Origin of the sequence: Actinocrinis sp., assembly GCF_035946395.1 — a bacterium.
Classification (GTDB): Bacteria; Actinomycetota; Actinomycetes; order Streptomycetales; family Catenulisporaceae; genus Actinocrinis.
In genome coordinates this window covers 1-22,649 of sequence record NZ_DASYZI010000288.1, presented here as the reverse complement: position 1 = coordinate 22,649, position 22,649 = coordinate 1, and the positions used below count along the sequence as shown (strand labels likewise).

Annotated in this window: 22 protein-coding genes; 12 read left to right on the top strand and 10 right to left on the bottom strand. The window is 71.1% G+C overall.

The window, feature by feature from the left end; all coding sequences use genetic code 11:
- Window positions 1-61 precede the first annotated feature (61 nt).
- The gene (locus VGS97_RS17520; protein WP_326854634.1) at window positions 62-1,039 is read left to right on the top strand and encodes a hypothetical protein; all 978 of its coding nucleotides are present in this window, start codon (window positions 62-64) and stop codon (window positions 1,037-1,039) included.
- Window positions 1,040-1,158: 119 nt separating this feature from the next.
- Here the strand turns inward: VGS97_RS17520 and VGS97_RS17515 are convergent, their stop codons facing one another.
- Window positions 1,159-2,340 carry an ROK family transcriptional regulator gene (locus VGS97_RS17515; RefSeq protein ID WP_326854633.1) on the bottom strand — a complete coding sequence of 394 codons (1,182 nt, stop codon included), beginning with the start codon at window positions 2,338-2,340 and terminating at the stop codon, window positions 1,159-1,161.
- 155 nt (window positions 2,341-2,495) lie between these two features.
- On the opposite strand from VGS97_RS17515, the gene VGS97_RS17510 reads away from it, so the two are divergent.
- The 6 genes from VGS97_RS17510 (at window position 2,496) to VGS97_RS17485 (ending at window position 8,610) form a co-directional block, all read left to right on the top strand.
- A complete protein-coding gene (locus VGS97_RS17510) occupies window positions 2,496-3,665 on the top strand; it encodes a Gfo/Idh/MocA family oxidoreductase (RefSeq protein ID WP_326854632.1) in 1,170 nt (389 codons plus the stop codon).
- 46 nt (window positions 3,666-3,711) lie between these two features.
- On the top strand, window positions 3,712-4,632 hold the full coding sequence (locus VGS97_RS17505) for a sugar phosphate isomerase/epimerase (RefSeq protein ID WP_326854631.1): 921 nt from the start codon (window positions 3,712-3,714) through the stop codon (window positions 4,630-4,632).
- A 129-nt stretch (window positions 4,633-4,761) separates the two neighbouring features.
- On the top strand, window positions 4,762-5,532 hold the full coding sequence (locus VGS97_RS17500; RefSeq protein ID WP_326854630.1) for a sugar phosphate isomerase/epimerase: 771 nt from the start codon (window positions 4,762-4,764) through the stop codon (window positions 5,530-5,532).
- On the top strand, window positions 5,529-6,641 hold the full coding sequence (locus tag VGS97_RS17495; RefSeq protein ID WP_326854629.1) for a Gfo/Idh/MocA family oxidoreductase: 1,113 nt from the start codon (window positions 5,529-5,531) through the stop codon (window positions 6,639-6,641). The genes VGS97_RS17500 and VGS97_RS17495 overlap by 4 nt, the downstream gene beginning before the upstream one ends.
- A 7-nt stretch (window positions 6,642-6,648) precedes the next feature.
- Window positions 6,649-7,935 carry a D-arabinono-1,4-lactone oxidase gene (locus VGS97_RS17490; protein WP_326854628.1) on the top strand — a complete coding sequence of 429 codons (1,287 nt, stop codon included), beginning with the start codon at window positions 6,649-6,651 and terminating at the stop codon, window positions 7,933-7,935.
- Between the two features lie 102 nt (window positions 7,936-8,037).
- The gene (locus tag VGS97_RS17485; protein WP_326854627.1) at window positions 8,038-8,610 is read left to right on the top strand and encodes a YceI family protein; all 573 of its coding nucleotides are present in this window, start codon (window positions 8,038-8,040) and stop codon (window positions 8,608-8,610) included.
- Window positions 8,611-8,721: 111 nt separating this feature from the next.
- Here VGS97_RS17485 and glpK read toward each other — a convergent pair whose 3' ends face one another.
- Together glpK and VGS97_RS17475 are read right to left on the bottom strand one after the other, a co-directional pair.
- A complete protein-coding gene (glpK, locus tag VGS97_RS17480) occupies window positions 8,722-10,242 on the bottom strand; it encodes a glycerol kinase GlpK (protein WP_326854626.1) in 1,521 nt (506 codons plus the stop codon).
- A 54-nt stretch (window positions 10,243-10,296) separates the two neighbouring features.
- Complete coding sequence (locus VGS97_RS17475) at window positions 10,297-10,485, bottom strand: hypothetical protein (protein WP_326854625.1); 189 nt, start codon at window positions 10,483-10,485, stop codon at window positions 10,297-10,299.
- Window positions 10,486-10,579: 94 nt separating this feature from the next.
- On the opposite strand from VGS97_RS17475, the gene VGS97_RS17470 reads away from it, so the two are divergent.
- Window positions 10,580-11,632: an NAD-dependent epimerase/dehydratase family protein gene (locus VGS97_RS17470; protein ID WP_326854624.1), complete on the top strand. Its 1,053-nt coding sequence runs from the start codon at window positions 10,580-10,582 to the stop codon at window positions 11,630-11,632.
- Window positions 11,633-11,716: 84 nt separating this feature from the next.
- Here VGS97_RS17470 and VGS97_RS17465 read toward each other — a convergent pair whose 3' ends face one another.
- The 4 genes from VGS97_RS17465 to VGS97_RS17450 form a co-directional block, all read right to left on the bottom strand.
- Window positions 11,717-12,070 carry a YciI family protein gene (locus tag VGS97_RS17465; RefSeq protein WP_349262172.1) on the bottom strand — a complete coding sequence of 118 codons (354 nt, stop codon included), beginning with the start codon at window positions 12,068-12,070 and terminating at the stop codon, window positions 11,717-11,719.
- 97 nt (window positions 12,071-12,167) lie between these two features.
- Complete coding sequence (locus VGS97_RS17460; RefSeq protein ID WP_326854623.1) at window positions 12,168-12,392, bottom strand: DUF2277 domain-containing protein; 225 nt, start codon at window positions 12,390-12,392, stop codon at window positions 12,168-12,170.
- A 25-nt stretch (window positions 12,393-12,417) separates the two neighbouring features.
- Window positions 12,418-13,746 carry a helix-turn-helix transcriptional regulator gene (locus VGS97_RS17455; protein ID WP_326854622.1) on the bottom strand — a complete coding sequence of 443 codons (1,329 nt, stop codon included), beginning with the start codon at window positions 13,744-13,746 and terminating at the stop codon, window positions 12,418-12,420.
- Between the two features lie 229 nt (window positions 13,747-13,975).
- Window positions 13,976-14,524 (bottom strand): hypothetical protein, encoded by a 549-nt coding sequence (locus tag VGS97_RS17450; protein WP_326854621.1) that lies wholly within the window; start codon window positions 14,522-14,524, stop codon window positions 13,976-13,978.
- Between the two features lie 126 nt (window positions 14,525-14,650).
- Between VGS97_RS17450 and VGS97_RS17445 the strand changes: the two genes are divergently transcribed.
- Entirely contained in the window at window positions 14,651-18,712 is a 4,062-nt protein-coding gene (locus VGS97_RS17445) for a hypothetical protein (protein ID WP_326854620.1), read from the top strand.
- Window positions 18,697-20,658, top strand: coding sequence for a hypothetical protein (locus tag VGS97_RS17440; protein ID WP_326854619.1), 1,962 nt, complete (start codon window positions 18,697-18,699; stop codon window positions 20,656-20,658). Before VGS97_RS17445 ends, VGS97_RS17440 begins: the two co-directional genes overlap by 16 nt.
- A 95-nt stretch (window positions 20,659-20,753) precedes the next feature.
- Here the strand turns inward: VGS97_RS17440 and VGS97_RS17435 are convergent, their stop codons facing one another.
- From VGS97_RS17435 to VGS97_RS17425, 3 genes are read right to left on the bottom strand one after another with little or no spacing between them, the layout of a single operon-like run.
- Window positions 20,754-20,909: a hypothetical protein gene (locus VGS97_RS17435; protein WP_326854618.1), complete on the bottom strand. Its 156-nt coding sequence runs from the start codon at window positions 20,907-20,909 to the stop codon at window positions 20,754-20,756.
- A 32-nt stretch (window positions 20,910-20,941) separates the two neighbouring features.
- A complete protein-coding gene (locus tag VGS97_RS17430) occupies window positions 20,942-21,352 on the bottom strand; it encodes an AbrB/MazE/SpoVT family DNA-binding domain-containing protein (protein ID WP_326854617.1) in 411 nt (136 codons plus the stop codon).
- Between the two features lie 40 nt (window positions 21,353-21,392).
- Window positions 21,393-21,764, bottom strand: a complete 372-nt coding sequence (locus VGS97_RS17425) for a hypothetical protein (RefSeq protein WP_326854616.1) — start codon at window positions 21,762-21,764, stop codon at window positions 21,393-21,395.
- Window positions 21,765-21,783: 19 nt separating this feature from the next.
- Here VGS97_RS17425 and VGS97_RS17420 point away from each other — a divergent pair, with 19 nt between their 5' ends.
- Together VGS97_RS17420 and VGS97_RS17415 are read left to right on the top strand one after the other, a co-directional pair.
- Window positions 21,784-22,341 carry a response regulator transcription factor gene (locus VGS97_RS17420; protein WP_326854615.1) on the top strand — a complete coding sequence of 186 codons (558 nt, stop codon included), beginning with the start codon at window positions 21,784-21,786 and terminating at the stop codon, window positions 22,339-22,341.
- Between the two features lie 117 nt (window positions 22,342-22,458).
- Window positions 22,459-22,649 (top strand): RNA polymerase sigma factor (locus VGS97_RS17415; protein WP_326854614.1); only part of this gene is annotated, 191 nt, incomplete at its 3' end.

Genomic DNA, 22,649 nt, shown 5'->3' with positions numbered 1-22,649 from the left:
CGTCCCTCGCATCGGCTCGTCATGATCAGCGTAGAAGAGTGCACTGACAGAGAATGGGCGAATGCATCCCGAGCGCAACAAACCGCCGTCGCCCGCGGATCCCGGACGCGCGCTGCTCAAGTCGCTGATCGAGGACGTCACGGCCGCCGACGCGCGACGTTACCGGACGACCGACGACATCGGCAGGGAGATGCACTGCGCGAAGATCGTCGAGGATCCCGGCGCCGACCCCGACCGCCGCTACCTCGCCGTCTACCACAGCGCACTCGGGGACGGACGTTTCCACGCCGCGCTGGCCACCTCCGCAGACCTGCTCACCTGGCACCACGCACGAGACTTCGGGCCAGGCAGCTCACAGCCGACCCTGGCCGTCGTGCCGGGCCACGGCTATCTGCTGGCGTGGGAGCAGGACCCCAAGATCCACATCGCGCTGCGCTACTTCAGCGACCGGGAAACGCTGTTCGGCGGGCCGCCGACGCGCGCGTTCGACGCCCGCAAGTCGCTGTCGCGTTGCGCCGAGGGAACGCCGACCATCCACTCGGTGCTGCTGAACCCCGACATCGACCACTCGGTCATCTCGCTCGGCGGCCACTACTGGTGGCGCTGCGACCGTGACCGACAACTGACGGCGACGCTGACCAACTTCAAGCGGTGGAAGGCCGCGCGGCGCCCCGACCTCGACGACGCGCTGCTGCGCTGGCAGGTCGGCGGCAACATCGGCGGGCGCGATCCGATCACCTTCCTCGGGCGCACGTACGCGGTGGTCGAGGGCCAGTTCGTCAAGGGCGACTTCGGGTCTTGGCGCACGTACGTGTACGACTACGCCACCGGTACGGCGCAGCCCGCGGCGATCCGCACCGACGCGGGCAGCACGGCGTTCGCCAATCCGCATGTCACGGCCCTGACCGCGCCGGACGGCCGCCGGGCTCTGGCGGTGAGCCTTTTCCTACCTGGTGAAGGCGCGGCGCGGAACGAGGGCGGACAGCTGATCTACTACCGCGCGTACTGGGCAACGGACCCTGTTGTCGTTGTCGCGTGATCCGCCGTCGCGTGATCCGCCGCAGTGCGATCGGGCACCGCGTGACCTCACACCGCGCGACCTAACGCTATGCGATCTGACACCGCGCGATCTGACACCGTGTGCCGCCGGAACGGACGTCAGCGCACCGGCTGCATGAGCAGCCGTTCGATGCCCTCCGTGGAGAGCAGGTGCCGGGCGGCCATCCGCGCCGCGCCCTCCACGCCGGCGCGCTCGCCGAGCGCCGAGGTCTCGATGGCCAGCGTGCGCGTCGCCAGCGGCAGCGCCCTGCGGTAGATGACGCCGCGGATGTCGGCGAGCAGGTCCTCGTGCAGCTGTGCGATGACCCCGCCGAGCACGATCGCGTCCGGGTTGTGGAAACTGACCAGCGAGGCCAGCACCTCGCCGATCTGCTGCCCGGCCAGGCGCACCTGGCGGCGGGCGACCGGATTGCCCTCATAGACCATGCGCACCACGTCGCGCCCGCCCGCTGCGGGCAGGCCCGCCTCACGCAGCGCCCTCGCGATGGCCGCGCCCGACGCGACCGCCTCGACGCAGCCGGTGTTCCCGCAGTGACAGAGCACGTCCTCGTGTCCGTGCAGCGGTATGTGGCCGATGTCGCCGGCCGCACCGGACGCGCCGCGGTGCAGGACGCCGTTCGAGATGATGCCGCAGCCGATTCCGGTGCCGACCTTGATGTACAGCAGATGTCTAAGATGTCGCCGGTGGCTGTACTCGCCGAACGCCATCATGTTCACGTCGTTGTCGACGAGCACCGTGGCGTCGTACCGGTCGGCGAAGAAGTCGGGGATACGGTAGCCGTCCCAGCCCTGCATGATCGGCGGACGGATGACGGTGCCCGTCTCCGCTTCTACGGGCCCTGGCACGCCGATGCTGAACGCGCACAGGTGCCGTGGCGCGCGTCCGGCCTCGGCGAGCAGTTCGCCGGTCAGCTCGTGCACCCCGGTCAGCGTGCGCTGCGGCCCGTCGTTGATGTCGATCTCGCGGATGGTCTCGGCCAGCGGCGCGCCGTCGAGTGTCGTCAGCGCGGCCCGGACGTGCGTGGCGCCGAGGTCGACCGCGCAGATCAGCGCGTCGGCGGCGAGTCGCAGGGTCAGCGGCGGCCGGCCGCGTTCGGTGGCCACGGTCTCGGTCTCGACCAGCAGCCCGCGCGCCACCAGCAGGTCGACCCGCTGCGCGACCGCGGCCCGGGACAACCCGGTGACCTGTGCCAGCTGACTGCGGCGGGTCGCGGTGCCGTCGGCCACCAGGCAGGCCAGCTCGCTGAGCGCGGCGAGCTGCCGTGCACCGAGGTCGCTCATGAGGCTCCTGACGCTCCACGGCTCGCACCGGGTCACCGCCGGCGTGACGGAGTGCCGCGCCGGTTATTTATGACAGAACATAGCTTAAACATTGCCATTGTCAACCTAAAGAGCGCCGATTAACGTGCTAGTTGGCTGCACGAAGGGAGGGTGCAATGGCCGAATCGCCGTTGCGCGTGGCGATCGCGGGCGCGGGTATGGCCGCCCGGCTTCATCTGGACGCCGCACGCCGGGCCGGGGCCCGTGTCGTCGGCGTCTGCGCATCCACTCCCGAGCGGGGCAAGCAGGCCGCCGTGCGCTTCGGACTCGACCGGTCCTTCGACTCGGCCGAGGAACTGGCCACGAGCGACGAGGTCGACGTCGTACACGTCTGCACGCCGAACGCCTCGCACCGCCGGCTGGCGGAACTGGCGCTGCTCGCGGGCAAACACGTGATCTGCGAAAAGCCGCTGGCGACCACGAGCGACGAAGCGGACGCGCTGCTCGAACTGGCACGGGACAGCGGGCTGATCACAGCCGTGCCGTTCATCTACCGGTACCACCCGATGGCGGCGGAGGCTCGGGCGCGCGTACGAAGCGGCTCGATCGGACCGGTGCGGCTGATCCACGGCCACTATCTCCAGGACTGGCTGAGCGGCCCCGGCGACAACAACTGGCGGGTCGACCCCGGGCTCGGCGGCGCGTCGCGGGCCTTCGCCGACATCGGCTCGCACTGGTGCGACCTGGTGGAGTGGGTCACCGGGCACCGGATCGACAAGCTGATCGCGATGGTGCACACGGTGCTGCCGGTGCGCGAGGGCGCGGCCCGAGGGACCTTCTCCGGGCTCGACGACGCGACCGGCGCCGAGCCGACGGTGAGCACCGAAACCACGGTGACCACCGAGGACACGGCGCATCTGCTCTTCAGCACCGATCTCGGCGCGAGCGGCGCGCTGACGGTCTCGCAGGTGTCCCCGGGCCGCAAGAACCGGCTCTGGTTCGAGGTGGACGGCGGCTCGGCCAGCGTCGCGTTCGACCAGGAGAACCCCGAGTCGCTGTTCGTCGGATCCCGCACCGGCAACGCGAAGCTGCTGCGCGACCCGGCGCTGCTCTCGCCACAGGCCGCTTATCTCAGCGTTCTGCCGGCTGGGCATCCGATGGGATACGCGGACTGCTTCGCCGCGTTCGTCGGCGAGGTCTACGCGGCCATCAGGCCGACCGCAAATCAGGGGACGAGCACCGGATACGGCTACCCCACGTTCGACGACGCCGCCCGCACCGTCCGCCTGACCGAAGCCGTGCTGCGCTCCGCCCGGAGCCGTTCCTGGACCGAGGTTCCCCGATGAAGTGGTGCCCCGATGAAGTTGGTGTCCCGATGAGGCTGGTGCCCCGATGAAGCTGGGTTTCCTCACCGCCTGCCTGCCACAGGTCCCGCTGCCGCAGCTGGTCGCCTGGGCCGCCGGGCACGGCTACCAGGCGCTCGAAGTCGCGACCTGGCCGTCCACCGGCTCGCGGGACTTCGAGGCCAGCCACATCGACGTCGTCTCGCTCGGCAAGCGGGAAGCCGACGAGATCCGCGCGCTGTTCGACGCCAACGGCCTGATCATCTCGGCGCTCGCCTACTACGAGAACAACCTGCACCCGCACGAGCGGCGCCGCATGCAGATCGCCGAGCACGTGCGCCGCAACGTGGACGCGGCGCAGCTGCTCGGCGTGCCGTACGTGGGCACCTTCATCGGCCGCGATCCGGGCCTGTCGGTCAAGGAGAACGTCGCGCTCGCCGAGCGCCTGCTGCCGCCGCTGGTCGAGTACGCCGGGGAGCGCGGGGTCAAGCTCATCATCGAGAACTGCGTCATGGAGGGCTGGCACCCGGACGGCTATCCCGGAAACCTCGCCTACTGCCCCGAGCTGTGGGAGTGGATGTTCTCCCTCGGCTTCTACCTCAACTACGACCCCTCACACCTGCTGTGGCTGGGCATCGACCCGGTCGAGGCGCTGCGCCCGTACGTGGACCGGATCCCGCACGCGCAGGCCAAGGACGCGCAGGTCGATCCCCGCGCCAGGGTCCGTTACGGCATCTTCGGCAGAACCCTGAGCCGCGAGAACCCGTGGGACGTGGGCTGGTGGCGCTACCGGGTGCCCGGACTCGGCCAGGTGGACTGGCGCGCGGTGGTCGACGCGCTGTACGAGGGCGGATTCACCGGAGTGCTCTCGGTCGAGCACGAGGACCCGGTTTGGGGCGGTGACGAGACCCGGGTGAAGCAGGGGCTTGAAATCGCGCATCGCACCCTGCGACCGCTGATCGTCGGCTGAGCGGACGCGAATCAGGGGCGCCTGACCAGGAAACAGGAGCGCAACCAGGAACAGCGCGGAACGAGGAAACGCGCAACCCAAGCGGCCGGGCCCGGCGTGCGGACCGGGTCCGGCAGACAGGAGGATCGGATGGCAACGAGCACGAAACCGATCAGCGTGCAGCTCTACAGCGTGCGCGAGCAGATGGCCGCGGATCGCGAGGGCACAGTGCGCCGGGTCGCGCAGCTCGGATATCGCGCCGTCGAGCCGTACAACCCCGCCGACGATCCGGAGGGGCTGCGCCGGCTCGCCGACGAGCTGGGCCTGACGATCTCCGGCGTGCACGCCGGCGGCCTGGTCCGCGATCCGGAGCCGGGCCCGGCCTTCGAGGCGGTCGCGCAGCTCGGCACCGAGCTGGCGATCGTGCCCGCGGGCATCCCGGAGCGGGAGTTCACCACCCGGGACGGGATCGCGCGCGCCGCCGACCTTCTCAATGGCCTGTCGGAGCAGGCGGCGGGCTACGGCCTGCGGCTGGGCTACCACAACCACTGGTGGGAGTTCGAGCCGCGGATCGACGGCGTGCACGCGCTGGAGGTGCTGGCCGAGCGGCTGAGCCCCGAGGTGGCGCTGGAGATCGACACGTACTGGGCGGCGGTCGGCGGGGCTCAGGTTCCTGATCTGCTGCGCCGGCTCGGCGACCGGGTGCTCGCGCTGCACGTCAAGGACGGCCCGGTGGCCAAGGGCGAGCCGCACACCGCGGTCGGCGACGGGGCGATGCCGGTGCCGGAGATCCTCGAAGCGGCGCCGCGGGCGTGGCGCGTCGTGGAACTCGACAGCTGCGCGACGGACGTCTTCGAGGCGCTGGCGCACAGCCGCACCTACCTGACCGGGCTCGCCGACGGCGCCGGAGCGCCTTCATGAGCACGAGCGGTGACGGCCCGGTCGGCCTGGCGGTGGTCGGCGCCGGCGTGATCAGCGGCCAGTACCTCAGAAACCTGACGGCGTTTCCGGACGTGCGGGTGCTGGCCGTCGCAGACCTCGACGTCGAGCGCGCGGCCACGGTCGCCGGGCAGTACGGCGTGCCGGTGTCCGGAGACGTCGAGGCGGCGCTGGCCGTCCCCGAGGTGGAGCTGGTGGTCAACCTGACCATCCCGGCCGCGCACGCCTCCGTCGCGCTCGCCGCGCTGAGCGCCGGAAAGCACGTGTACGGCGAGAAGCCGCTCTCGCTCGATCCGGCGACGGCCGAGAAGGTGCTGGCCGAGGCGACGGCGCGGGGTCTGCGGATCGGCAACGCCCCGGACACCTTCCTCGGCTCGGGACTCCAGTCGGCGGGGCGGGTGCTGCGGTCCGGCGCGATCGGCGCCCCGGTGGCGGCTGCCATCGTGTTCCAGAACCCCGGCCCGGAGTCCTGGCACCCGAATCCCGAGTTCCTGTTCCAGGCCGGCGCCGGGCCGCTGTTCGACATCGGCCCCTACTACCTGACCGCGCTCGTCACGCTGCTCGGCCCGGTGGCCAGGGTCGCGGCCGCCGCACGTCAGGCGCGGGCGCGGCGGGTCATCGGCTCGGGGCCGAAGGCCGGGACCGTGTTCGACGTCGAAGTCCCGACCCACATCACGGCGCTGATCGAGCTGGAGACCGGTCCCAGCACCGTGTCGACCTTCAGCTTCGACTCCACGGCGCCCCGCCGGACGATCGAGATCACCGGGACCGAGGGAACGCTGTGCCTGCCCGATCCCAACACCTTCGACGGCCCGCTGCGGATGCGCGGGCCGAAGGACGAGGAATGGCGCGAGCTGCCGGTCACCGGGACGAGCGTCGGGCGCGGCCTCGGCGTGCTGGAGATGGCGCGGTCGCTGCGTGGCGGGGAGCCGCACCGCGCGTCGGGCGCGCTGGCGCTGCACGTGCTGGAGACCATGGCGGCGATCACCGACTCGGCCGAGCGCAGCGAGTTCCTGAACGTGGCGAGCAGCACCGCGGTCCCGGCCGAGCTGCCGGACGACTGGGATCCCCACGCCCGGACGCTGGCATGATCTTTGCATGCTGACTAACTGGGCCGGGAACATCGAATTCCGCGCCGAACGGGTACACCGCCCGCAAACGGTCGCCGAGCTGCGCGAGCTCGTCGCGGCGAGCGCCGGGGTCCGCGCGCTCGGCACCGGCCACTCCTTCAACCGGATCGCCGACACACCGGCCGACCTGGTCAGCGTGGCGGGGTTGCCCCGGGTGATCGAGATCGACACGGCCGCCGCGACGGTGACCGTCTCCGCCGGGCTGCGCTACGCCGAGGTGGCCGAGCGGCTGAACCAGGCCGGCTACGCGCTGCCGAACCTCGCCTCGCTGCCGCACATCTCCATCGCGGGCGCCTGCGCGACCGGGACGCACGGCTCGGGCGACCGCAACGGCGGCCTGGCCACGGCGGTGGCCGCGCTGCGGATCGTCGGCCCCGGCGGCGAACCGGCCGAGCTGAGCCGCCGGGACGACCCGGAGCGTTTCCCGGGCGCGGTGGTCGGCCTCGGCGCGTTCGGCGTGGTGACCGAGCTGACCCTCGAACTGCTGTCGTCCTTCGAGGTGGCGCAGTACGTCTACGAAGGCCTCGCGCTCGACGTGCTCGCCGAGCGGTTCGACGCGGTGTTCGGCGCGGCGTACAGCGTCAGCGTGTTCACGAACTGGGCCGACGGCGACGGCGCGGTATGGCTCAAAACGCGCCACGAGAGCGGGGAGGGCGCGCCCCAATCCCTCCTGGACGTACTGGGCCCCAAGTGGCTCGGCGCGCGCCCGGCCGACGGCCCGCGGCACCCGATCCCAGGCATGCCGGCCGGTTTCTGCACGGTGCAGGGCGGCGTGCCGGGTCCGTGGCACGAACGCCTCCCGCACTTCCGGCCGGACTTCACGCCGAGCAGCGGCGAGGAGTTGCAATCGGAATTCCTGCTGCCGCGCGCCGCCGCACCGCAGGCCATCGCCGCGCTGCGCGGCTTGGCGGACCGGATCGCCCCGGTGTTGCAGATCTCCGAGCTGCGCACGATCGCGGCCGACGATCTGTGGCTCAGCCCCGCGTACGGCCGGGACAGTGTCGCCTTCCACTTCACCTGGGTCGCGGACACCGAGGCGGTCACGCCGGTCCTGGCCGCCGTGGAAGAGCGGCTGATGCCGCTCGGCGCCCGCCCGCACTGGGGCAAGCTGTTCACCACGCCACCGCAGCAGCTCGCTGACCAGTACGAACGCTGGGACGACTTCCGCCGGCTGCTGCTCGCACAGGACCCCGAGGGCACATTCCGCAACGCGTTCGTCGACAGCCTGTTCCCCTCGTTGCGCTCTTCGGATTAATCTGAGGTCGTCTGGCCGCCAGATGGTTGAAAGCTTGACTACCTTGGCGTAGGCTGCTGCCCACAGCGGTTAGTTGAACATTGAACTTATGCGGAGGCGGCAATGACTACCACCACCCAGATCCCCGGCTACGTCGCCGGCACCTGGACCATCGACCCAGTCCACTCGGACGTCTCGTTCACCGTGCGCCACATGGTGGTCAGCAAGGTCCGCGGCTTCTTCCGCACCTTCGAGGGCACCCTGGTGACCGGCGAGACGCCGGCGGGCAGCTCGGTGACGGCGACCGTCAAGCTCGACTCGATCGACACCAACCAGGAGCAGCGCAACGCGCACATCCGGTCGGCGGACTTCTTCGACGTGGAGAACCACCCGACGATGACCTACCAGTCCACCGGCGTGCGGGAGCACGGCGGCGACTGGATCCTGGACGGCGAGCTGACCCTCAAGGGCGTCACCAAGCAGGTCCCGCTCAGGCTTGAGGTCAACGGCTTCGGCCCGGACGCCTACGGCGGCTACCGCGCCGGCTTCTCGGCGAAGGCGGAGATCAACCGGCGCGACTTCAACGTCAACTTCAACGCGACGATGGAGACCGGCGGCCTGGTGGTGGGCGACAAGGTCGAGATACTGCTGGAGATCGAGGCGGTCCTCGACAAGTCCGACGGCGCCGAGGGCTGAGGCCCGCGAGCCCCGGATCCACGCTCGTAGAGCCCCGATCCACCGCCCTCCCCAGGAAAATGGCCGGCCCGGCCCGACCCCGCCGGGCCGGTCTCGCTCCCGGGACGCCCGTCAGTCCTCGGGTCCGATCCAGTCGAGGGTGCGGGCGACGGCCTTCTTCCAGCGGCCGTAGCCGGCCGCGCGCTGCTCCCCGGTCCACTGCGGCTCCCAGCGCCGGGCCTCGCTCCAGTTGCCGACCAGCTCGTCGGTGCTCTTCCAGAACCCGACCGCCAGGCCCGCCGCGTAGGCGGCGCCGAGTGCGGTGGTCTCGGCGACCACGGGCTTCGAGACCGGGACGCCGAGCACGTCCGCCTGGATCTGCATGCACAGCTCGTTCGCGGTCACCCCGCCGTCCGCTCGCAGCACGTCCAAGCGCACGCCGGAGTCCTGCTCCATCGCCTCGACCACGTCGCGGGTCTGGTAGCAGATCGCTTCGAGCGTCGCCCGCGCGAGGTGGGCGGCGTTGTTGTAGCGGGAGAGGCCGACGATCACGCCGCGCGCGTCGGAGCGCCAGTACGGCGCGAAGAGCCCGGAGAAGGCCGGCACGAAGTACACCCCGCCGTTGTCCTCGACCTGCCGGGCCAGCGCCTCGCTGCGCTCCGCGTCGGCGATGACGCCGAGCTGGTCGCGCAGCCACTGCACAGCGGATCCGGTCACCGCGATCGAGCCTTCGAGCGCGTACACCGGCGGCTGCGCGCCGAACTGGTAGGCCACCGTGGTCAGCAGGCCGTGGTTCGAGCGCACCGGCTCGGTACCGGTGTTCAGCAGCAGGAAGTTGCCGGTCCCGTAGGTGTTCTTCGCCGATCCGGGGGTGAAGCAGACCTGCCCGACGGTGGCCGCCTGCTGGTCGCCGAGGTCGCCGGTCAGCGCGACCTCGCGGTGCAGCGGACCGTCCGCGCGGGTCACCCCGTAGCCGACCGGGTCGGCGGAGGGCCGGATCCGCGGCAGCATCGCGCGCGGGACGCCGAAGAACGAGAGCAGCTCGTCGTCCCAGTCGAGGGTCTCCAGGTTCATCAGCATCGTGCGGCTGGCGTTGGTCACGTCGGTGACGTGCTGGCCGCCGTCGGGGCCACCGGTCAGGTTCCACAGCAGCCAGGAGTCGACGGTGCCGAAGACCGCCTCCCCGGACTCGCCCGCCGCGCGCAGTCCGGCGACGTTCTCCAGCAGCCACTGGAGCTTGCCCGCGGAGAAGTAGGTCGCCGGGGGCAGCCCGGCCTTGCGCCGGATGGTGCCGCCCCGGGCGTCCCGGTCGAGGGCGGCGGCGATCCGGTCGGTGCGTGTGTCCTGCCAGACGATCGCGTTGTGGTACGGCCGGCCGGTGCGCCGGTTCCACACCACGGTGGTCTCCCGCTGGTTGGTGACGCCGAGCGCGGCCAGGTCGGCGGCGCCGAGCCCGGACACGCTCAGCGCCGTCTCGACGACCGCCCGGGTCTGTTCCCAGATCTCCACCGGGTCGTGCTCGACCCAGCCGGCCCGCGGCAGGATCTGCGCGTGCTCAAGCTGGTGCCTGGCGACCTCCCGGCCGCCGTGGTCGAAGACCATGAAGCGGGTGCTGGTGGTGCCCTGGTCGACCGCGCCGACGAAGTCAGCCATCGGATTCCGCCTCTCGTTCAGCCCCCGGCCGAGGGATGCCGGGCCCGAGCGGCATCAGGCTACTGTGCCGCCGCCGAGAGGGTACGCCGGTGGCAGCACGCACCGCAGCCAGAGCGTGCGGCCATACCGGCAGCGCCATACCGGCGGCAGGTAGTACCAGAAGAAGCAGGCCAGGCCGGTCAGTCCGTAGTAGAACGAGATCGCATCAGGTCCAGGGGAGAATCGCTCCGGGGCGGGGTTCACAAGTCCACAGACTGAAATCGACTGAAATCGGTGGACCCGCGTTACCCGGAGAATCGGCTGTTCGCCCGAGCAGCCGACCGGCAAGGAGGTCGCAGTGCGTGTGCTGGTGACGGGAGCGTTCGGCTACGTGGGCCGGGCCGTGACGCTACGGCTTCTCGAAGCCGGGCACGAGGTCGTCGCACTGACCCGCCGACGGCGCCAAGACGCGACCGCCGGGTTTGACGCTGACGGTTTATACGTGGTCGAGGCTGACGTACGAGACCACGATCGGCTGCGAGTCGCGGTCGATGGTATCGGCGGTATCGGCGGTATCGGCGGGGTCTGCCACTTGGCGGCGCTCACCCGCGTCCGCGAGTCCTTCGAGCAGCCGGACGAGTACCACGCGGTCAACGTCGGCGGGACCGCCGCGCTGCTCGAATCGCTGACGTCGGCGCGTGGCGGCGACAGCAGGCCGATCGCCTTCGTTCAAGCGTCGACGGCGGCGATCTACGGCGCACCGGAAGCCCAGCCGATTGCCGAGGACGCCGTGCCGGCGCCGACGAGTCCGTACGGATCGTCCAAGCTCGCCGCCGAACAGGCGGTGCGGGATGCGGTGCTGGATCATGCCGCGGAGCCGAATCCAGCACCAAGTCACCGGACCGCACGTGCCATCGGCGCGATCAACCTGCGCGTGTTCAACGCCGCCGGTTCCGTCGCGGGCTTCGGCGATCCGGACGAGAGCCGGATCATCCCGCGCACGCTGCTGGCGGCGGCCGGGCTTCGGCCACCGCTGGCGCTGAACGGCGACGGCTCGGCGGTACGTGACTTCGTGCACGTGGACGATGTCGCGCGTGCCTACGTACTGGCGCTCGGCCACAGCCGGGCCGGAGAGTTCCGGACGTACAACGTCGGGGCGACCGGCGCCAGCGTCCGCGAGATCATCGCGGCTGTCGAGTCGGTGACCGGTCGCCGGGTGCCCATCGAGCCGCGTCCACCGCAGCCGGAGCCGCCGATGCTGCTGGCCGACACCGCGCGGATCCGCGACGAACTGGGCTGGAAGCCGGAGCGCTCGTCGCTGGAAGAGATGGTCGCGGACACCTGGACGGTGTTACTGCGCACCGCGCTGCTGAACACGGTGTTGCTGCACACCACGCTGCCAAAACCGTGATGCGCACGGCCGAGAGGCCGGAGCGCGACGGCTGAGCGCCGCGCTCTCGACCCACCTCGGCGAGTCAGTCACGCACGCTCGGGATCACTCGTCCATGCTCAGGATCGGCCGGACCTCCAGCGCCCAGTAACGCGCGTCCGGCCAGCGCTCGGCGATCTCCAGCGCCCGCTCCTCGCTCTTCACGTCCACCGTGACGTAACCGACGAACTGTTCCTTGGACTCGATGAACGGCCCGTCGGTCACCGTGGGCACCCCGTCGCGCACCTTCACGGTCTTGGTGGCGCTCGGCGGGCCCAGCGGCTCGCCGCCGACGATCTCGCCCGACGCGGTCAGTTCCTCGAAGATCACGGTCGCGTCGTCCATCACGGCGGTGCGGTCGGCCTCGGAGAGGGTCTGCCAGGCGTCGGTGTTCTGGTAGATCAGCAGCATGTACTTCACGTCGTTGCTCCCAACGGATCACGGCGCCCGGTCCGGACGCTTCTCACTATGGTTGTCGGAGCGGACGGCTCGTTCTCTACACGCCGGCCCGCGAATTTCATCCGACGTGGCTCGCGGCGCCGCGCACCTCAAGCGTGTCGAGCAGCCGTGTGGTCGCCACCGCGACAGCCTCCACGGCCTCGTCAAAGGCCTCGCGGTTATGCGCAGCCGGGGCGCGGAATCCGGAGATCTTGCGCACGTATTGCAGCGCCGCCGCCCTGATGTCTTCCTCGCTGACGTCGAGCGTCATCGGCGGCCGGAGAGTCTTGATGCTTCTGCACATGGAGACAGTGTGCCTCCACGTGTCGCTACCACTCCCAGTAGAAGCCGACGACGGCGTGCTCGGCGCCGCCTTCGAGGAAGCGGTGCGCCTCGTTCGCCGAGTTGAGCGAGACCGGTTCGCGATGCGTGATCGAGCTGTTGATGATGCCGTTCCACTCCGCCCACCACAGCCGGCTGGGGACCATCTCGGGGTGAAAGTGGATCCACAGCAGGGACTTGTCCACCTTCCGGCGGAACGCGTGGCGCATCTCGGTCGGCGGCTTCTCCTCGTAGCGGAACGTGGCCGTGTAGTTGAGGACCGCCGTGGATCCACGCGGGAGCGGGCGTTCGAGCAGGATGTCGATCGCGTGGTAGATGTTCCCGTCGCGGGCGCGTAGCTGGTAGGGCAGGCCCGGTATGCCGCCGGTCTGCACGTCGAGAGTGAGCATGTTCGTGTCGACCATGTACGTGTAACGGTCGAGGCCGTCCTCGGTCGCCTCGATGATCTGGTCGGTGCGGTGCTGCGCGGGCAGGCCGTCCGGCCCGAGATAGTGGTACTCGCGCAGATCCACGGTGCGATGGCGGACGGGCGGCGAATCGAACACCGGCAGGTCGGTCTCCTGCACGTCACCACGCACGTAGCGGATGCTCGACGAGCCCGCGTGCAGGAAACGCAGCCGGTCCGCGTCGTCCGGCGCGATGTCGAAGGCGTCGACGAACCAGTTAAGGGTGACGCTGCCGAGCACGGTGTCCGGGCTGTTGCCGGCCAGCGCCCGGGAGATCCGCGAGCGCAGCTTGACCGGGTCGCGGTCGTGGTCCGGCGAGCCGAGTTCGGCCAGATGCGCCGCGACCACGTCGGTGATCGCGCCCAGCGCTCCGCCGCCGGGCACCAGCAGTCGCCGCCACTGCGAGCGGTAGCGTCCCGGCCGGGTCAGCAGGTCGTACAGGTAGCTGCTGGCCGCAGCCGCCGGGGCGCCGGGGCGCTGCGCGGTGCCCGCTGCCCCGCCGGCCTGCGCCGAACCCGGTCCGCCGCCCGGACCGGGACCCGGCTCGGGGTGCCTGCGCCTGCGTTCCTCGATGGCGTCGCGCGCCGCCGCGAAGGCCAGCCGCTCCGCGCCGTCCGCGCCGAGCAGCACCACGATAACGTCCAGCTTGTCCGGCGGCGGCAGCACCTTCCCCGAGAAGTAGCCGCCGATGACGCCGTGTGCGTATCCGGTCTTCTCGGCCAGGTAGCGGTAGGAGAGCAGGGCGTCGCTGCGGCGGCGCGCGTACCTGCGGCGCAGTCGGCGCAGCGAATCGCCGAGGTCCTCCAGGGTCTCCAGGTGCCGGAGACCGAGGTCCTCGGGGAAGCCGGCGCCGCCTTCCAACCGAACCATCCGCAGCCCTGTCCGAGTACTGATGTGACGCTCCGTCAGCGTAGCTGCTGCCGGGGCTCATCGCGCACGTCGAAACGGCCTTCGAGCGGACTCGGCGACCGGCATACCGCCTGGTCGGTCGGGTACACCGGTGTCCGTCGCTGTCCGACCGTGTCCGACGTCGGACGTTTCACGGGGGTGGACCGTGCCAGTCTTGAGCCCTGAAAGGCACCGCGACGCGGCCGGTAGTTCACGGGCGCTGATTCACCGAGCACGCTGATACACCGAGTACGACGAGTGGCGGATGACCGAGTTCCGATTCCCCCCGGTGCTGAGCATAGCCGCCTGGGAGGCCGAGTTCGACGCCCCAGACGGCGCGCCTGCGGGCGGCCGGCCGGAGGGTTTCGCACGCGGCGGTCCGCACCTCGACTTCGGCAGGGTCGAGTACGTCGAGTTGAGCGTGCTGGCCAGAGCGTTGCTTGTGCTTGACGCCGCAGTCGCGGCCGGGGTGGGCGCGACTGTCACGCTTCCCGCGCACGAATTCGAGCAAGGCGCGCGGGAGACGGCTGACCGGCGGGTGGGTCCGGACGGTGCGGGTCCGGAAGGCGCCGGTCAGGGTGGCGTTGGTCAGGTCCGTGTTGGCCAGAATCATGTTGGCCGAGGCGGTGTCGGTCGGGACGGTGCGGGTCTCAACGGCAGGGGTCTGAACGGTGCGGGTCCGGGCGGTGCGGCGCCCGGCGACCCGGACTCGTGGTCCCGAGCACGGGAGACCCGACACCGCGCCGGCAGACGCGGCCAAGCGCGTGCCTTCATGCGGCAGGCGGGCTTCCAGGAGGCACCGCACTGGCCGGTAGACGCCGTGCGGGTCCGCGGAGCGGGGCCCGCCGGAAAAGGGGAGGATGTCGATGAGCCACCGTCCGGGGATATGGCAGCCGGCAGCAACCCGGCCGTCGAGCCGTTGGGCTACCGGCGCAGGTTGCTGCCGTTACAGTGGCTTCAGCCGCTGGAGGGCGCGGGCTTACGCGAACCCGCGCGGTACGTCGCCCTTGAGCAGGGATTGGGGGACCTCGGCCTCCCAGCCTCCGACGCACGCGCGATCGGTGAGACGGTACTGGCCGAACTGATCGGCAACGCGGCGCAACTGGCCGCCGCGCGCGATCCCGAGCATCCGCGAGTGCTGGTCGGCGGGCAACTGCTGGACGGTGACGGTTCGCCGACATCCGGGCATCCCGAGGGTGCGTCTGCGGTCAACGGTCCGGATCAGGGCCAGGGCCGGATCCTGCGCCTGTTCGCCGGTGGCGGCGGCCGGCCCGACACCCTGTTCGAAGCGACGGTGCCGGTCGGTCCGCGGTTCTCGGCGCCGGGCGGGCACTGGAGCGGGCACCCGGCCCTGCACCGGCCGCAGCAGCTCGGCTGGATCGGCGCGACGCTCGATACGGAACACGGCCTCGGCGAGGCGGACCGCGCGGCGTTCTCCGCCGCCGTCTCGCGGGCGCGCGGCGCAACGGCGGCCTCCGGCACGCGGACCTCCGGCGTCGTGGTGACAGTCTCGACCGGCGGCGAGAGCGACCCGCACGGTATCGGCACGCTGCGGCAGGCGGTGCGGCGCATGCTGACGGCGCTCGCCCCGGGAGCCGAGCGGACCGCCGTGGCGGCGGTGTTCCCCGACCTCGGCTGCCGCGTCCTGGAGTCGTGTTCCCTGGATTCCGAAACCGCCGACTCCAACGCCGCGGGCCGCGTCGTGCTGGTGCTCGGCGCGCAGGGCAAGCCGCTGTGGTTCGGCGGTACCGCGCCGATGCGCGCCGTGCTTGAGCTGCTCACCGAGGCCGGCGGCGTCGTGTCGGTCGCCGTGGCCAGGCAGCGCTGGTCGGCCGCCAGAAGCGGCAAGAGCCGGCTGGCCGCGGGTGCCGCCGACGAGTTCGACAAGGCGCTGCGCGGGAACAAGCACCTGTTCGCGGTCGAGGGCGACAGCCTGCTCCTGCTGCTCTCGCCCTTGCACGTTCTCGGCGCGCTCACAGACGCGGCGCAGCGCGAACTGTCCGGCGAGGCGCTGCGCGGCGGTTCGGGCGTGCGCCGCGGACTATTCCGTACGCCGACGCTGGCCGTCACGAACCGCTGGATCGACGCCGCGCAGTTGCTCGACGGCACCATCGGCTCCGAGATGGCCGCGTTCACGCTGGCCCGCGCGGTGCAGGCCGAGTTGGCGACACTGCCACCCGGCTGCGCCCCGGTCGTCGTCGCGCAGACGCACACCTGCCCACCGCGGCTGGCCGGGCAGCTCAGCGAGTGCCTGGCGCTCGGCGACCGCACATATCCGCTCGGGCCGGAGTTCGACCAGAACGGCTGGCCGACCGCGGGCGACGTGCCGTCCGACGCCCGCGTCGTGCTCTGCACGGACGTGATCCTCACCGAGAACACGGTGCGCCGCGCGGTCGCGGACATCGTCGAGCACGCTGAGCCCGTGGTGATCGCGTGCGTCGTGGACGCCCGGGCCAAACGCGGCCGGATCAATGTCCTGAACCGGGAGATCCCGGTGGTCGCGCTCGCCGAGATCGACCTCGAAGCGCTGGACGCCGAGGCGGCCCTGGGGGAACCGGTCCGGGACATCGACCCGCTCATGCTGCGCCCCGCCGCGCCCAAGCCCGCCGAGCGGCTGGCGATGAGCGAGGAGGAGTTGCTGTACTGGTGCGCGCCGCACCCCGGGTTGCCGTCCGGAGCGCTTCGCGTCGGTCACGTCGAGCACCCCCGCCGCGTGCACACGAGTGCAGTCCTCGACATGGACCGGCTGTTCCGCAATGAGGACGCGCGCATCCGGATAACTGACGCGATGCTCGACGCCGTGCAGCGGAGCCTGGCCCGGGTCCACCACCGCGCCGACCCGGCGCGCGCCGAGGACGCCATCCAGATCTGGCATCCGGGCGACGCGCGGGACAACGCCGGCCGGCTCGCGCAGGCGGTCTGGTCGCGGATGTCGGAAACCGGGCAGCGGGTGAACACGCCACTGGCGTTCCAGCATCTCGGCGCGGGCTCAGCCTGGCTGACTGCGCCCTCGGCCCTCAGCCGCGCGCCGCGGCCGCGCACGGTGCTGATCCTCGACTACCTGTCGCGGACCGGCAGCACCCTGCAACAGCTGATCCGGCACGCCGTCACGGCCGGCGCGGAACGGATCGTCGCGGTGGTGCTGCTCGACCAGCAGCCGGAACGCGACGGCGGGATGCTGCGCTCGATCAGCGCCGTCCGGCTCGAACCCGACGGGGTGCGCACGACGCGCGGCTCCGACGTGCCGGTCGTCGTGCGCTACGTCAGCGCGGGCGGCTTCGGCGACCTCGACGGGCACGCGTGCGGCATGTGCGAGACCCGCGAGAAGTACGCGGGCTTCGGCGACGCGCCGGAACGGCTGCGCCGCCACGCGGACCGGCTGCACGAACTGCTGCGGCCGCGGCGGCGCGACGAGCTGTTCGAGAGCGCCCCGGCTGACCTGTTCGGCGTGCCGCTGTTCTGCGACGACGCGACGGACTATCTGCGCTGGCGGGGGCTGCTGCGCCGGGCGCTGCACGAGACCGGTGCCCGGCGGGAGGTGCTGGACCGGCTGGCGGAGCTGAGCCAGCCGTCACCGGATTCCGACTGGGGACGGCGCGGCCTGATCCGGCTGCTCGCGGCGGAGCACGGCTGGCTCAAGCTGCCGCCGCTGCGGTACGCGGCGGCCCGGGAGCCGCTGGCCCGCTGCTGCTTGGACGAACTGGACTCTCCGGCGCCCGAGCCGCCGTGGCTGCGTGCGCAGACGGTGATGGTGCTGGCCGCCGCGGCGCCGGAGCGTTTCGTCGCGATGCTGCCGACGCTGGTCGAGCTGGGCGCGGACGAGCCGGTCGTGGTCGACCAGGTATGCCTGGAGGCGTACCGGCTGGCCCGCCGACCCCGCCGCGACTCGCCGATCGACCTCGCCGAGCTGCGCGACGGCCTGCTGCGCTGCCGGGACTGGCTTGAGGGCGTGCGCGCGGGCTGGGATCACCGGCTGGTCGAGGAGTACGCGCACGTCGTGCGGCAGCTGATCTTCCTGGCCGAGCTGCCGTCCCGGCCGCGGCCCGACGATCCGCGCGAGGCGTGGGCGCGGCTGGCCGGGCAGTGGTGCGAGCCGGCCGAGCGGCACCGCTTCGAGTCGAGGCTGCTGCGGGCGCGTGACTTCGTGGAAGACCTCCAGGTCGCCGCGCCGGGCCGGGAGCGCACCATGATCGCGGAGGCGGACCTGCGGGAATGCGCGCGGCTCGTCGAGGAACGGGTGCTGGCGCACTTGCCGGCGCTGCGCGAGATCCTGGCCGGGGAGCACGTGGCCGAACTGTTCGGCCGCCGGGACCAACAGCGGTTCGTCGCGCTGGCCGACACGAGCGCGGCCGGTCTGCTGGAGCTGTCCGAGCGGCTGAGCGCGCTGCTGCGCGAACCGCGCGAGCCGGACGAGCGCAGGTGGCGCACGATGCGCCGCGAACTGCTCGACCGGATCGGCTGGTGGTACTGCGCACTGTTCGCGACGCACCGGCCGGTCACCGGCGCCCCCGCACCACTCGTGGACTTGGTGCGCTCCGCGCCGGCCAACGTCGGCGCAGTCGTCGAAGCCGCTCTCGCGGCCCGAGGCCTGGAAGCCGCGACACGCCCGACGGCAGATCTTGACGTGCAGGTGTTCTGCCCACGAGATCTGCTCGACCGCGCCATCGGGCACGCCCTGGACGACGCACACACTCGCCGAAGCAACAGCATCGGCGACACCAGCGGCGAGCCGCGGATCGAGCTGAGCCTGCACCGCCCCGGCCCGGATGGCCTTCAGATCGTGATCCGCGACTCCGGCGTCCTGCCGGGCCCGGCGGATCCCGGCCGCGGCTTCGGCGCGCTGGACCGCGGCCTCAGGCCGTTCGGCGGCTCGCTCACCGGCCGCGCTGTGGGCCGCGACTCGGGCTTCGAGACGGTCATCACATTGCGTCCGTGGCAGGGGGCGTGACGGTGGACTCGATCCAGGCGCTGCTCATCGACGAGGACGAAGACAACCTCACCACGGTGCCCGAGCGGCTGCGGTACCCGTTCGCGCAGCTCGGCTGGCTGGTCGTGTGGACGACCGCGAAGGACCCCGGCCAGGTACGCGAGCTGTTCTCGGTGCCCGGCGCGGCGTACGACCTGATCGTGGTCGATCTGCCGGCCGCCGCGCGAGAGGGCGCCAAACGAAACGGGGCCGGCGGGCAGGACGCCACCGGCGCGCGCGACGGGTCCGGAGCCGCACCGGCCGAGTCCGGGCTGAACCTGATCCGCGAGGCCCGCGAGCGGTTCCCCGGCGCGTTCATCCTGGCGATCAGCGGCGGCGACACACAGCGCCCCGACCTGCTCGACGAGGCGCGGCGCAGCGGGGCGCACCGGGTGCTGCGGCGGTACGAGTTCAGCGTGGACGCCCCGGACAACAGCCCGACCGCCATCGCCACCGAGATCCACAACCACCTGCTGGACACCGGCGCGGTGGCCCCGATCGCGGTGACCTACGACGAGCTCGACCCGAACATCCAGGCGCTGGTGCACGAGATCGGGGAACCGACGCTGTGCCGGCTTTACGCGCGCATCCTCGATGCCGCCGGGCGCACCACACGCAACATGAGCCTGGGTTACATCGCCCCCGGTTACTCGGGTGCCGCGGTGTGCGCAGTAACAGCAGCGCTGGACAACAGCGGCGTGCGCACCCACCACGTGCTCAAGGTGAGCCTGGACAAAGACGCGCTGACGCGCGAGGCGCAACGCGGCGCCGAGGCTGCGGCGCTGCTGCGTCCGGCACTGATGGCCCGGCAGGCGCCGCCGTACCCGGTCGGCCCGGTCAACGGCTGGTATGCACTCGCCTCACAGCTGCAAGGCAGTGCACTAACACTTCGCGACTGGCTCGCGCGCGGCGCATCGGACGCCGCGGTCGAGGACGTGTTCGCGGCGCTGTTCACCGACGGCCTCGGCGGGGTCTACGCGGACACCGCCCAGGAGATCGACTCCCCGGCCGATCTCCTGCGCACGCCGTACTACCGGCAGCGTCGAGTACTGCACGCCGTCAAGGAGCTCAGCCCAGTTCTCACTCACCCAGATGGCTGCCGGCTGCCCGAGTCACTGGTGGACGAGCTGACGCAGCGACTGACCGCGTTCGTCACCGAGGGCCGGATCGGCGGCTCCGATCCGCAACAGACGGCGTCGCGGCCGACCCACGGCGTGTTCTCGCACGGTGATCTGCACGCGGCGAACGTGCTGGTCTACGAGGGCCGACACCCGGAGCCGACGGTGATCGACGCGAGCCGCTTCGGCCACGAGCACTGGGCCACCGATCCGGCCCGTCTCGCGGTGGACCTGCTCATGCACAGCGTGGATCCGGGCGCCGCCTCGATGTTCTTCACCGGATTCGACCGCTGGCGTGACGTGGCAAAGCGGCTCGGCCGCCTGGAACCGCTGCTCGACCCGCTCCACGGCGGCACCGGAGTAGTCGACGCGCTGCTCGCGGACTTCGTGCCCTCCGACTTGCTGCCGAAGGACCCCGAGGGCACGGTCACCGTGCCCGACCTGCCATCGGCCGCCAAGCCCGCCACAGGCATCATGACGAGCGCAGGACCCGACGACACGCTCGGCTCCGTGCCCGACCAGCACGGAACCGAGCGTGCAGCGAACGACACGACCAGCGGCACTTCCGCAGACGGCACCGCGGCGGCTCTGGCCGCGCTGAACTGGCTGACCGGCAACCTGCGCGCGTTCTGCCCCGGCATGTCAGGCGACGACGAGTACCGGCGGCACTGCTGGGAGTGGCACACCGCACTGGCCCGCTGCCTGCTGCGGTGCTCGTACGACCACGAGATCACGGTGCCGAAGCGTGCCCTGGCGATCGTCGCCGCGCACGACCAACTGACCGCCGCGGCGGTGAGCCTGCCCGACTAGGGCACCGGGGAACGGGGAGCGCGGCCGACCGCCGCGCCACGAACAGGGTGGGGCCGTGGTGGGGACGGCCCCACCCGAGCTATTCAGTCAGTCCCTCAGTCCTTGAAGTTGTAGACCTCGGCGTGAGCGCCGATGGCCTCCCAGACGGTGTGCGCCTCGCCTGTCGCGACCCGGTCACCATAGCGAAACAGTGCCCGACCGTCCTTCGCCCAGGTCAGCGACCAGATCTCGGTATTGGCCAGCTCGTGCACTCGCAGTTCGGGGCTGAAGGAGCCACCGACCTTCAGGTTCGCGATGAAAACCGCCAGCGCGCGCCGGAACGCAGCCTTCTGCGCCGGGTCGAGCTTGCTGTACTGACGTTGGAACGCCGCCAGGGCCTCATAAAGTCGGCATCCGCGGCTACTCGGCGTCCATTGCTGCGAGGAACTCTTCCTCCGAGGCGATAGGTGGTGCTGTTGCCCGCCAACCGGTCCGCCTCGGCCTCAGCAATGCGCGCCTGCCACTGCGGAGTCCAGAACCATGCCTGGTCAGCCGGGATCGACAGCGCTGGGGTCAGCACGATGCGCCCCTGCTCCTCGGTCACGATGAACTCGTCCCCTTCGGCCAACTGCATCTGGTCGGCGATCTCACGTGGCACGGTCAAGATGTTCTTCTTGCGCAGGATCACCTTGCTTACGCGCTGCTTGGTCTGCATGGCACGACCCTTCCGCCTGGACGACTTTCTTCCAAGTGAATCAATCGTCCATCCACAGGGCCACGGCGCCAGCCCCCGCAATGACCTGCGTCCACGCGCGCCGAAAAAATCTCCCGGAAAAAGTGTTGGGATCCCGTGCGCCCGCTCCTCTCACCGGTATGAGGCAACTACTCGAAGCGCAGGAGGCGGTCGCCATGCCCGTCACGTCAGCATCGCCGAGCACCGCACAGTCGCACACCATGCCGTCGTCGAACACGGTGTCGTCGAACACCACGTCATCGAACACGGTGTCGTCGCACGCCGCACCGTCGAACACCACGTCATCAACCTCACTGTCATCAATCCCGACACCACGGCACCCCGTCACCCGCCCGAACCGCGTCACGGTCCGCGTCCACTCGCTCGACCCCATCTCGGAGGCCGGAATCCTGGTGCAGCTGCGCCAGCGGCCCGAACTGCGGGTCGCCGAGGCCGGCGAGGCCGCCTCGGTCGTGATCGCTGTCGCGGACGTGGTCGACGACGCGACCACACGTTGGCTGACCGCGCTGCATCGCGCGGACGGCACGCCGGTCGTGCTGATCGTCGGTCAGCTCGATCCGCGCACGGTGGTCGGCGTAGTGGGCAGCGGGGTGTGCGGCGTGGTGCGCCGGGCCGAGGCGACGCCGGAGCGGCTCGTGCGCGTGGTGCGCGCCGCGGCGCAGGGCTACGGCGACATGCCGCCGGACCTGGTGCGTCACCTGCTCGACCAAGTCAGCCTGCTAAACCGGACCGCGCTCGAACCACGCGGCCTGTCCTTCGCCGGCCTGACCGAGCGGGAGCGCGACGTGCTCAAGCTGATCGCGGACGGCCTGTCCACCCGCGAGGTCGCCACGAAACTTGCGTACTCGGAGCGCACGATCAAGGCCGTGCTCCAGTCGCTGACGATCCGGCTCAACCTGCGCAACCGGACGCAGGCCGTCGCGTACGCGGTGCGCAATGGCTGGATCTGACTTCTCGGCAGAGTGTCTCCCGACGACGCCGTGCCTCTCGACGACAACGTGTTTCTCGACACTGTGTTTCTCGACACTGTGTTCCACGGCGCGAACCAGAGGCTCTACCGTGTGCGCATGCAGGATCGGGACCTCGTCGCCGCGATCGTGGCGGGCGACCCGGCAGGGCTGGCTGCCGCCTACGACCGATACGCCTCGGCGCTGTACGCGTACTGCCGCACGATGCTGCGCGACCCCGAGGACGCGTCCGATGCACTCCAGGACACGTTCGTGGTGGCCGCGCAGAAGCTCGACGGGCTGCGGGATCC